Origin of the sequence: Halorubrum trapanicum (assembly GCF_002355655.1) — an archaeon.
In the GTDB taxonomy this organism is placed as follows: Archaea; Halobacteriota; Halobacteria; order Halobacteriales; family Haloferacaceae; genus Halorubrum; species Halorubrum trapanicum_A.
The window spans coordinates 709,790-721,267 of sequence record NZ_AP017569.1; the positions used below are offsets into that span (position 1 = coordinate 709,790).

An 11,478-nucleotide genomic window follows, 5' to 3' on the forward strand; every position below is an offset into this window, starting at 1 on the left:
TCGAGATCGTCCGCGTCGAGGGCGTCGAGTTCCTCCGGCCGGTCGTAGCGGGTCATACTCTGGATAATGGTTATTGTGATAACGACCCGCATCTTCCTCCCGCGCTCACCGTTACCCCCACCTTCATGAGCCGGTGAGAGCATTGTTCCGTCATGGCAAGCGCGGCGTCGCCGCTCTCGGAACCGCGCGTGTTGGCGCACGCGAAGCGCCGCCTGTTCCCCGACGACGCGGACGACGGGTACGCGGTCGTCGACACGCAGTTCTCGTCCGACCGGTGGCTCGCGAACGAGTCCATCGATCCGGCGGTCACGGACGAGCTGGCGCCGTTCAACCACGTCCGCGTCGGCTCCGGCTACCCCGACCTCGTCGGCGTGCGACTGTTGAGCGACGAGCTACTGGCCGTGGACCGACTGGGCGACGACCCGCCGCTGGTGGTCGTCGAGGCGAAGGGCCACACGAACCGGCGCGACGCCGACGTCGAGCGCGGCATCGTTCAGGCGTACGACCGGCTCCACGAGGCGAACGCCGCGTACGTCGCGGTCCCGGCGGACACCGTCTCGCAGTCCGCACGGACCCTCGCTCGCGAGCTGAACGTCGGCGTCCTCGGCGTGACCCCCGACGGCACCGTGGATCCGGTCGAGACCCCCCGCGTGGTCGGGAACCGAACCACGACCGAGACGACGGCCATCCGGTTCCAGGCCGGCGCGCAGGGCGTCGCCGGCAAGTCGTTCGGCCTCAACCACCCGAAGAACTACCTCGCGTACCCCCTCGCGGTCGCCCACGAGCGAGACGCGGAGCGGGTCCTCGCGGAACACGTCGTGCGCGCCACCGACGACGCCCGAACCGGGGCGGCCTTCCTGAACCTCGTCGACGACCGACCCGACGCCGCTCGACTGACGCCGCTCGGCCGGGAGGTCGTCCGGTTCGCGCTGCGGGAGTACGGGTCGGTCGAGGCCGCGCTCCGGGTGTTCGACGACTGGAAGCGCTCGCGGGAGCGCTTCTGCGACCTGGCGCCGAAGTGGGGAATGCTCACCAGGCGCGTCGTCTATGACTATCCGGCGACGCAGCTCCTCGTCGAGGAGCTCCAGCACATGCACGAGGACGGGATCGGCGAGCCGAGCCTCCCGGACGTCGTCGAGTACCTCCACGCGCTACACCCGTCGTTCACGGTCGAACTGTTCGTCCGCGGGGACGACGACGTCCGGAGCCGCGTCCTGAACGCCGACGGGGAGCTACAGCGCGAGCCCCTCACCGACGGGGAGGTCTACCACTCGCCCACCGTGTTCCAGCTGAAGGCGGTGCTGTACCACGCCGGAATCCTGACTTCGCGGGGCGCGGAACCGTCGAATCTGGACCCGGCGAGCGACGTGTGGGCGTTACGCGAGTCGGTCTGACGTCGTCCCCGCTATCTTTTTGTGACTCGTCCGGGTCGCGGTAGTCGTGCCCATTCGGAGAGCGAAACCCGCGGAGACACTCTACGCGGAGGTCGCCGACCACGACCTCGTCGTGACTCCCGACGCCGCGCTGGCGAGCGCGATAAACCGCCGCCTCGACCGACCCCACTTCGGAACGTTCGCGACCACGCCGCGCCGCCTCGCAGCCGGCCGGCGCGAACAGGCGGAGGACCGCCGCGCGTTCCTCGAGCTGGTCACCGAGACGGACCACGACTGGAAGGCGGTCGCGTACGCCGTCGGGAACGTCCTCCAGTGCTGGGAACACACGGGCCGCCTCGACGCGATCTTGGAATACGACGCGTACGTCGACGACGCGACCCGCGAGGTCGTGGAGGTGATGCGGAGCCTCCGCACGACGTCGAAGCGCCTCAGCGAGTACACGGCCGACGGGGATCGGTCGGTCGACGGGGATCGGTCGGTCGACGGGGATCGGTCCGTCGCCGTCGTCGGCCACGATCAGCTGACCGAGCTGGAGCGGAGCGTCCTCCCGGAGGAGTTCGACCGCGTCGACCCCTTCACCGACGAGGCGTTCGACCACCCGCCCTTCCACGTCTTCGAGTCGGCGACGGACGTCGTCGCCGCGCTCCTCGACACGGTCTCGGCGCGCAACGCCGAGCACGTCGCCGTCGTCCTCGACGGCGGCGGGAAGTACTCCTCGCTCGTCGAGTCCGCGTTCGAGGCGGCGGACGTCCCCTTCTACGGCGGTCCGGGGTTCGCCGACGACCCGCACCACAGGGCGTTCGTCCGGCTCCTCCGGCTCTGCTTCCGGGGGTCCGAGACGACCGTCGGCGACGCCGCCCCGGTCCTCTCGCAGATGGGGATCGACGCGCTGATCGCCGACCGCGAGCGGCGCCTTGGGGCGGTCGACGGACCGGGCGCGGCGTGGCTGCGCGCGTTCCGCGACGGCGTCGAGGACCGGACGTTCGCCGAGGCGCTCGACGCGTACGCGTCCGAGGCCGGCGTCGAACTGAGCCGGCTCGCCGAGGAGCTGCGGACCCTGGGGCTCGCCGACGACCCCGTGACGGACGGCGCCGTCGACCGGCTCGCCTACTACCTCCAGACGTACGAGGTCCCGGTCGACAGGGACAACGAGGGCGTCCTCCTCGCCGACGCGAAGTCCTCCGCGTACGTCGACCGTCCCGTCGTCTTCCACCTCGGCATGGGCGAGGAGTGGACGCACTCGGCCCCCCAGCGGCCGTGGGTGGACACCGAGGCGCAGTTCGACCGCTACGTCGGGAGCTTCCAGCGCCTGCTCCAGAGCGGCGACCGGCAGTACTACCTCGTCCAGGACGCGGCCGGCGGGGAGCCGATCACCCCCTGCCTGTACCTCGGCGACCTGCTCGACGAGGAGTTCGAGCGGTTCAGCGACCTCGACTCGGTCGAACACCGGCGGCGTCCGCGGTCGACGGGCGCGGGGTTCGAGCGCGAGTCGACGGGGGTCGACGCCGAGACCGTCGAGACGGTCAGCCAGTCGACGCTCAACAGCTACGTCAACAGCCCTCGAGACTACTGCTTCGGGCGGCTCCTCGAAACCCCCGACCGGGAGCGGTTCGTCGAGGGGAACCTCTTCCACGACTTCGCGGAGTTCTACGTGAACCACCCCGACGTCGTCGCGGCGGCCGACGCCGACGACCTCGTCGACGCCATGATCGCGGAGGCCGAGGCGTTCTTCTCGCCCGCCGACGAGCCGCTCCGCCGCCGGACGTACCGCATCGGCCTGGACCTGATAACGGAGTACCTCGACGAGGATGGGCCGGCGTCCGACGACTTCCTCACGCCGGCGTCGGGGTGGGGGACCAACTTCTTCGCCGACTACTTCGACGAGCCCGCCGACTCCCCGCTCACCGAGCGCTGGTTCGAGGACGACGCGCTCGGCGTGAAGGGGAAGATCGACCTCGTGCGGTCGCCGACGCAGCTCCTCGACTACAAGAGCGGCCGCAAGAAGCGGCTCACGCAGGTCGTGGGCGGCGCGGCGCTCGACCCGCCGGCGGACGCGCCCGACTTCCAGGCCGCGCTGTACCTGACCTACTACCGGACGGTCCGCCCGGACGAGCGGCTGGAGTTCACGCTCTTCCACTTCCTCGAACCGATGGCCGACGTCGTCGCGGGCGACGCCGACCTCGACGACGCGCTCACGACCGTCACCTACCACCCGAACTCCTTCGACGAGTACGTCGGCTCCCGGGAGGCGTACGAGCGGCTGCTCGACGGCTACAACGACTGTCAGGAGACGTTCGAAGACCTCGGCTACGCCGCGTACGAGGAGACCGTGGCGCCGCTGACGTTCCCCGAGACGACCGACAGAGGTGAGCTGCGCGACTCCGAGTTCGCCGACCGGTTCACCGCCGCGGTCGACGCGAGGACCTCGGCGGACGTCGACGCCGAGAAGGGGGCGGACCAGGCGATCCGCGAGTTCAACGGCGCTCGAAAGCGAGCGTTCTTCCGCGAGGACCTGGACGCCTTCGAGGCGTTCGTCGACGAGCGCCTCGACGAGCTCAACGCCCGGCGGGCGGGCGAGGAGCGGTTCCCGGTCGACGGGCTCGCTGGCGAGCCGAACTACCGGCGCGTGGACAACCGCGACCTGCTGCTGGAGGAAGACCGATGAGCGAGCCCACGCCGAACGACGCGCAGCGGGAGCTCATCGAGTCCACGGAGGGGCCGTACCTCGTCGACGCCGGCCCCGGGACCGGGAAGACGTTCGCCGTCACCCGCCGGTACGGGCGGATCGTCGACCGACCGGACGTGGAGCCGGAGGACGTGCTGCTGGCGACGTTCACGCGGAGCGCCGCGACCGAGATGAAAGAGCGGATCGTCGACCACAGCGCGTACGGCTTGCGGGAGCTGGCCGACGCCCCGATCCGGACGTTCCACTCGCACTGCCACGAGATCCTTCAGGAGCACGGGTACGCCGCGCCGACGCACCTCGGCCTCAACGAGCGGATCACGGGCTCGACGCGGATCCTCGAAGACGAGCTGATCGAGGCCGAGCGGTTCCGCGAGTTCTTCGGCGGCTTCCGCGACGACCACCCGGAGCACGCCGACTGCTATCGGGCGCTCTCCGAGCCCGGCGAGCTGCTCGCCCTGATCGAGGAGCTCGCGTCGAAGGGGATCTTCCCGACGACCGACGGCTGGTACCGGAACGGCGAGGCGCACCTCGACGGCGACTTCGAGGCGTTCGAAGCGCGGTTCGACGAGGCGAATCAACCCCGGAACGACGGCCGGAAACAGTCGAAGCTGCGCGACGACCTGAGCCGGTTCGGTCGGGACAAGACGTACCGCGCGGACGCGCCGTCGAAGTCGACGCTCCGGGGCGGCCGCGGGACGAAGCGGCTCGACGACGACGTGGCGCGGCAGGTCTTCTACGAGGACCGGTCGGACCTCAAGGCGTTCGTTCACGACGTCTACGTCGAGTACCTGCGGTTCGCGCTGCGGCGCAACTACCTATCCTTCAGCTTCCTCCAGCTGTTCGCGTTCGTCCTCCTCTGCGAGGACGAGCGCGCCCGAGAGGCGGCGACGTTCGAGTACGTCATGGTCGACGAGTTCCAGGACACCAGCGAGGTCCAGTTCAAGCTCGCGCTGCTGTTGTCGGGAACTGATAACTTCTGCGTCGTCGGCGACTGGAAGCAGAGCATCTACTCGTTCCAGTACGCGGACGTGCGCAACATCCAGGCGTTCGAAGACCGGTTGGAGCGGTTCGCCGCCGACCTCAACGACGACGCGGACAGGGTCCCGTTCGACGCGCCCGACCCGACCCGGATCGAACTGCGGGAGAACTACCGGTCCACCGAGTCCGTCATCGACCTCTCCGAGCGGGCGATCGTGACGCCGGCGTCGAGCGGCGACGCGGTCGAGACCGATCCCGCCGACGTCGTCGGCCTCTCCTCGAACGCCGCCTTCGACAACACGGTCGTCGAGGGGGTCCGCCACGAGGACGAACACGAGGCCGTCCTCTCGAAGGTACAGGCGATCGTCGGCAGCGACGAGTACGCCGTCGAGGGCGAGGACGGCGAGCCGCGGCCGCCGGAGTACGGGGACGTCGCGGTGTTCACGCGCACGCGAGACTACGGCCGAGAACTGCTCGACGTCGCCGCCGAGTACGACTTCCCGTTGGCCTACGACGGCGGGATCGAGCTGTTCCGGACCGACCCGGCGAAGCTGCTGCTCGCGTGGCTCCGGGTCCTCGACTCGGACGCCGACCGCGGCTGGGCGGTGGTGCTCGAACGGGCCGGGTACGCGTTCGACGAGATCGATCACGCCTTGGAGACGGGGTCGTACCCGACCGAGCCGACGGAATTCCGCGACGAGCTCCGCGAACTGGAGTCGGTCGGCGCGGTGGCGCGCCGCGTCCTCGACCGCTACGGGTACGCGGGCGACGTGGCGGACGTCCTCCTCCACACGGTCCAGTCCGTCCACGACGCGACGACGGCGACCCGCGGCGAACTGATCCGGCACATCGAGCGCGGCGTCGAGACCGGCAGCACCGTCGACGTCCGCGCGACCGCGGGCGACGACGCGGTGACCGTTCAGACGATTCACACCGCGAAGGGGCTGGAGTACCCGATCGTCGTCATGGCGAACATGAACGAGGGGCGCTTCCCGCCGCGGGCCGGCGGGTCGAGCGTGATCGAGTACCGAGACCCGGTCGGCCTCCGACAGCGAAAGATCTACTCGGAGGAGGGCGCTCACCCGCACGTGTACGACAACTGGCGGCACGACGTCATCAGGGGCTGTCTGCCGCGCGAGTACGACGAGGAGCGGCGGCTGCTGTACGTCGCTGTCACGCGGGCGGAGAGCCACGTCGTGTTCGCGGCCGGGGAAGAGCCGAACACGTTCCTCGAAGAGCTCCCGGTCGCCGTCGAGGAGGTCGAACCGGACGTGGAGCCGCTCGACCGCGGCGAGCCGGGCGACGCTGAGCTGCCGTTCGCGGTGACGGCGCCGGACGGACCGATCGGCCACTCTCCGCACTCGCTGATGGACGAGTCGGTGTTCGAGGAGGCCGGAGAGCGCCGGGAGGCCGGGCCTGAGCCCGAACCGGAACCGGAGACGCGGGGGATGGACTTCGGCTCCCGAGTCCACGAGTTCGCGGAGGCGTACGCGCTCGACGACGACGTGACGCCGTCGAACGACCACGAGCGGCGGGTCGTCGAGCTCCTCGACGGCCTATCCGGCGAGAAGCACGTCGAGGAGCCGGTGACGCTCCCGATCGACGTCGACGGCCGCCGCGTCACCGTCTCCGGGATCGTCGACCTCGTCCACGTGACGGCCGACCGGGTCGAGGTGATCGACTACAAGACGGACGCGACGCGGCGCGCGCAGCCGGAGTACAGAAAGCAGCTCAGCGTCTACTCCCACGTCCTCGACGAGTGGTTCCCGGAGAAGGCGGTCGAGACGAGCCTGTTCTACACGAGCGACGGAACGCGCGAACGGGTCGAGCCGCACTCGATCGGGGAGCTGCGCGCGTTCGTTCGCGCGGCCGAGTCGGAGTCCGACTGACCGGGGGTCGGCCGCGTCGGAGTCCGACTGACCGGGGGTCGGCCGCGTCGGAGTCCGACCGACGGAGTTGGGTTTTTGTCGGTTCCGGCCGGAGAGCGGGCATGCTGGTTTCCCTCGCACCGCCGGCCCGAGTCGGAGCCGCCGGCAGAGACCGTCTCGCGACGCCGGGGGACGACGTGTGAGCGACGACGGCGCGGGCGACGCGGGCGGCGCTGAGAGGTCCGGGGCGCTCGACGCGTTCCGGCGGTTTTTCGCCTTGGAGCGGGACGTCCTCGTCTTATCGGTCGCGATGTTCGCGTTCAGCCTCGGCTTCCAGATGACGAACCGGTACCTCCCGGAGTACATGGTCGCGCTCGGCGCGTCCGGGTTCGTCGTCGGACTGTTCGGCACGTTCGGCAACGTCATCTCGGCGCTGTACCCGTACCCGGGCGGCGCCGTCTCGGATCGGATCGGGTCGCGATACGCGCTCACCCTGTTCGGCCTGCTTTCGACGTTCGGCTTCCTCGTCTGGCTGGTCGCGCCCGGGATCGGCCCGATCGCCGTCGCCGGGTTCACCGTCGAGCCGTGGGTCTGGATCTTCGTCGGCCTCGTCCTCGCGCAGGCGTGGAAGTCGTTTGGCCTCGGCGCGACGTTCGCGGTGGTGAAACAGGCGACGGACCCCTCTCGGCTGGCCGCGGGGTTCGCCAGCACGGAGACGTTCCGGCGGACGGCGTTCCTCGTCGGTCCGGTGCTGGCGGCCCTCCTCATCGGGTTTCGCTCCGAGTTCACCGTGAGCTTCCGGTTCGTCCTCGCGGTCGCCGTGGGCTTCGGCGTCCTCGGCACGGTCGTTCAGCACGTCCTCTACGACGCGGGCGGCGATTCCTTCGGCGACTCGTTCGCGGGGCTCGATCGGATCCGCGAGGACCTGCGGGAGATGCCGGCGCCGCTCCGGCCGCTGCTCGTCGGCGACACGCTCGTCCGGTTCGCGAACGGGATGGTTTACGTGTTCTTCGTCCTCGTCGTCACGCAGTTCTTCGAGGTCGGCCTCGACGCGACCGTCGCGCTCGGCGGGTTCTCCTACGCCGTCGACCTCTCGCCGCAGGCGTTCTTCGGCTACCTCCTCGGCGTCGAGATGCTCGTCGCGCTGCTGATCATGGTTCCCGCATCGAGGCTCGCGGAGCGGGTCGGCCTCAAGCCGGTGGTCGCGGTCGGGTTCGCGGTGTACGCCGTCTTCCCCGTCGTGCTGATCTACGCGCCGACGCTGGCGGGGTCGGCGCTGCCGCTCTGGGCCGTGATGGTCGCCGTGTTCGCGTTCTCGGGGCTCCGGTTCGCCGGGCTGCCGTCGCACAAGGCGCTGATCGTCGGGCCGGCGGAGCGGGGCACCGGGGGACGCGTGACCGGGACGTACTACCTGCTCCGGAACACGATCGTGATCCCGAGCGCGGCGATCGGGGGGTACCTGTGGGACTTCGTCAGCCCCGAGGTCGCGTTCACCGTCGCGGCCGTCGTCGGCGTCGCCGGCACCGGCTACTTCCTCGCGTTCGGCGAGGAGTTCGAGGCGTACGCCTGAACTCGAGTCCGCTCTCAGTCCGCGGGCTCCGGTCGGTCGCCGTCGTCTCCCGGCCCGCGCTGCCGCTCCGGAAGCGGCCCGTCGTACCCCTCCGGGACGTACGGGCAGAGCGGGTCGCTGCCCGTCGGATCGCCGGTGGCGGCGTACGCGCGCGACCGGCTCCCGCCGCAGACGTGGCGGAACTCGCAGGCGCCGCACTTCCCGGAGAAGCCGTCGGGGTCGCGGAGCGACTCGAAGAGGTCCGCGTTCCGGTAGACGTCGACGACCGACCGCTCGCGGACGTCGCCGGCCGACTCGGGCAGGAACCCGGACGGGTACACCTGGCCCGTGTGGCTGACGAACGCGAACCCGCGCCCGGCCGTGATCCCGCCCCGTCGCCCGGCGGCGCCGTCGGTCTCGCCCGCCTCCGCCCGCTGGATGCCAATCCGGCGGTAAAAGGGCGCCTCGGTCGTCTTCACGCCGAACCGCTCCGCCTCGGAGACCTCGTGGAGCCACGCCATGGCGTCCTCGGCGCGCTCGGGCGAGACGGGGTCGAGGACGCGGCCGCGGCCGACCGGGACGAGGAAGAAGACGCTCCAGAGGACGGCGCCGAGCTCGCGGACGCGGTCGCGGATCGCCGGCAGGTCGTCGACCGTGTCCGCGCAGACGGTGGTGTTGACCTGGAGCGGGATCCCGGCGTCGCGGGCGGCGTGCGCGGCCTCGACCGTGTCCGCGAAGCTCTCCTCGCCGCGGAACGCGTCGTGGCGCTCGCGGGTCGAGCCGTCGAGGCTGAGCGCCATCCGCGCGATCCCGGCGTCGCCGAGGTCGCGGACGCGCTCGGGCGTGAGCGAGCGCGTCCCGCTCGGCGTGATCGTCATCCGAAGGCCGAGGTCGTCGCCGTGCGCGACCAGCTCCGTCAGGTCGTCGCGGGCGAGCGGGTCGCCCCCCGAGAGGACGACCAGCTGCCCGTCGCCGAACGCGGCGGCGTCCTCCAGCAGTCGCTTCCCCTCCGTCGTCGTCAGCTCGTCGGGATGCCGCTGCGGCCGCGCGTCGGCTCGGCAGTGCCGGCACGCGAGCCCGCAGGCCTGCGTGACCTCCCAGACGAGGACCAGCGGCCGCCGGTCCGTGTCGAGGTCGTCGAACATCGCTCACGCCCGCCTACGATCCCGATCCGTTTGGGGTCGTTCCCGAACGTGTTCCCCGGCGGTAGCAGCGAGCGATAGCGGAGGCGTGTATCCGATCGCCGGCCGCGATGCGGCATTTAAATGCTCCTGAAAGGCAACGACAATCCCTTATAAAAGACGATGCGGTCGGCGTCGCCCGCGGCTCTGCCGCCGGCTACAAGAGGCGCGTCGCGCCTCCCTGCGTGCCGACGAGCGCCCGCAGGGCGCGAGTCGCACGCGCGAGGTCGCCGGCGCGTAGTCCGGCGACGAGGCTGGGGAGGCGTGAGGTGCTGTGCGGAGCGGTGCGGGGGGAGACTCAAAGGGGCAGGCGCGAGGAGCTCGGAGGCGACGTAAGGACCGCAGGGAACGAGCGGAGCGAGTGACTGAGGACCGCAGCGAGCGTCCGAGCTCCTCGCGCCTGGGGCTTTGGCGGTGTTCGCCGCCGATACACAGTCGATCATTTATAAGCGAGGAGCTGGGGCTTTGGCGGTGTTCGCCACAGCGGAGTCGTCAATTTATAAGTGAGCACGACGATGCTTCTCGGCCATTTATAAACGATTACGCGGGCGACACGATTCGCCCGTACCCATGATCGGTCAAGGAGAGCTCTCTGTCGCCGGACCGCGCCGAAACCACCGATCGCGATTCCTCAGGTCCCGTTCGCGTCGCCCGCGGCCGGCTCGCCCTCGCCTGCCCGGTCACCCTCGCCTGCCCGGTCGTCGGAAACTGCCTTCTCGCCGTCCGCCGGCCAGATCGCCGTGACGACCGCGTCCGTCGGGTCGGTCTCGACCGCGGCGTGGGCGAACCCGCGGTCCGCTAAGCGTGGGAAGAGGAACTGCGGGGTCCGGTCGTTGTACTGGACCAACACGTCGCGGTCGCCGAGCGCCTCGACGCGTTCGAGCGTCTCGCGCAGCGGCTTCGGCGGCCCGAGGTTCCGCACGTCGAGGGAGACGGTCTCCCCGCTCGTCGGCGCGTCCGTCCGCTCGGCCACCGCCCGTTCGACCGCCGCCTGATCGCCGGGTTCGGAGCTCATGTTCGACGATACGAACCTCATCCCCGGATTGTTTGTGACGAACATGTTCCGACGAGCGCGGAGCCGAAGGTACTTCCACCCCGGTGCCGAACGGGCGCGCATGGCACAGGCACGCCTCCGCGTGGACATCCCGGACGGCCCGTGGGTCGGCGACGTCTCGCGGGAGTTCCCGGACGCGCGGTTCCAGGTGTTGACCGCGACGCCCGAAGACGGCGCGGGGTTCGCGCTGGTCCGGGTCACCGCGGACGACACGGCCCCGATCCTCGACGCGATCGACGACCACGAGACGATCACCCACTCGTCGGTGATGGCCGAGGACGACGGGATGGTCACCGTCCAGGTCGAGGCGCTCGTCCCGCTCCTCCAGACGGTCGCGCGGCGGGCCGGCGTCCCCATCGAGATGCCGGTCGAGATCCGCGACGGCGTCGCCCGCGTCGACGTGACGGGCGACCACGAGCGCGTCGCGAAGTTCGGCGACGCGCTCCGCGACGTGGGCGCGGAGTTCGAGGTGGAGTACGTCCAGCAGCGCGTGAACCCCGGCGGGTCGCTCACGGAGCGCCAGCGCGAGGTCCTCTTCGAGGCGGTCGACCGCGGCTACTACGACGTGCCCCGCGAGTGTACGCTCACCGAGGTGGCCGAGCACGTCGGCATCGCGAAGTCGACCTGTAGCGAGGTGCTCCAGCGCGTCGAGCGCACCATCGTCCGGGAGTTCGTCGACGACCTCCCGCGGCGTCCGATCGACTTCGAGTCGCCCGAGGACGACGGGATCGAGCGGATTCAGTAACGCGGTCGACGAGGAGATTCGGA

General features: G+C 70.4%; 7 protein-coding genes. 5 read left to right on the forward strand and 2 right to left on the reverse strand.

The genetic code is table 11. The annotated features are described in order from the left end of the window. Positions 1-152 precede the first annotated feature (152 nt). From CPZ01_RS03520 to CPZ01_RS03535, 4 genes are all read left to right on the forward strand, one after another. Entirely contained in the window at positions 153-1,394 is a 1,242-nt protein-coding gene (locus tag CPZ01_RS03520; protein WP_096393457.1) for a hypothetical protein, read from the forward strand. A gap of 46 nt (positions 1,395-1,440) precedes the next feature. Then, a complete protein-coding gene (locus CPZ01_RS03525) occupies positions 1,441-4,059 on the forward strand; it encodes a PD-(D/E)XK nuclease family protein (RefSeq protein WP_096393458.1) in 2,619 nt (872 codons plus the stop codon). Continuing rightward, positions 4,056-6,947 (forward strand): UvrD-helicase domain-containing protein, encoded by a 2,892-nt coding sequence (locus tag CPZ01_RS03530; RefSeq protein ID WP_096393459.1) that lies wholly within the window; start codon positions 4,056-4,058, stop codon positions 6,945-6,947. The genes CPZ01_RS03525 and CPZ01_RS03530 overlap by 4 nt, the downstream gene beginning before the upstream one ends. A gap of 178 nt (positions 6,948-7,125) precedes the next feature. Further along, positions 7,126-8,496, forward strand: coding sequence for an MFS transporter (locus CPZ01_RS03535; protein ID WP_096393460.1), 1,371 nt, complete (start codon positions 7,126-7,128; stop codon positions 8,494-8,496). A gap of 14 nt (positions 8,497-8,510) precedes the next feature. On the opposite strand, the gene CPZ01_RS03540 is transcribed toward CPZ01_RS03535, so the two are convergent. Together CPZ01_RS03540 and CPZ01_RS03545 are read right to left on the reverse strand one after the other, a co-directional pair. Further along, positions 8,511-9,620, reverse strand: a complete 1,110-nt coding sequence (locus CPZ01_RS03540) for a radical SAM protein (RefSeq protein ID WP_096393461.1) — start codon at positions 9,618-9,620, stop codon at positions 8,511-8,513. Between the two features lie 667 nt (positions 9,621-10,287). Then, the gene (locus CPZ01_RS03545) at positions 10,288-10,716 is read right to left on the reverse strand and encodes a DUF2249 domain-containing protein (RefSeq protein ID WP_096393462.1); all 429 of its coding nucleotides are present in this window, start codon (positions 10,714-10,716) and stop codon (positions 10,288-10,290) included. Here CPZ01_RS03545 and CPZ01_RS03550 point away from each other — a divergent pair. Further along, on the forward strand, positions 10,715-11,455 hold the full coding sequence (locus CPZ01_RS03550; RefSeq protein ID WP_096393463.1) for a helix-turn-helix domain-containing protein: 741 nt from the start codon (positions 10,715-10,717) through the stop codon (positions 11,453-11,455). The two genes, CPZ01_RS03545 and CPZ01_RS03550, sit on opposite strands and share 2 nt — an antisense overlap. Positions 11,456-11,478 lie beyond the last annotated feature (23 nt).

Coding starts and splice junctions, on each gene's coding strand:
- CPZ01_RS03520 (WP_096393457.1), top strand. CDS start 153: ATGGCAAGCGCGGCGTCGCCGCTCTCGGAACCGCGCGTGTTGGCGCAC.
- CPZ01_RS03530 (WP_096393459.1), top strand. CDS start 4,056: ATGAGCGAGCCCACGCCGAACGACGCGCAGCGGGAGCTCATCGAGTCC.
- CPZ01_RS03540 (WP_096393461.1), bottom strand. CDS start 9,620: ATGTTCGACGACCTCGACACGGACCGGCGGCCGCTGGTCCTCGTCTGG.
- CPZ01_RS03550 (WP_096393463.1), top strand. CDS start 10,715: ATGTTCCGACGAGCGCGGAGCCGAAGGTACTTCCACCCCGGTGCCGAA.
- CPZ01_RS03545 (WP_096393462.1), bottom strand. CDS start 10,716: ATGTTCGTCACAAACAATCCGGGGATGAGGTTCGTATCGTCGAACATG.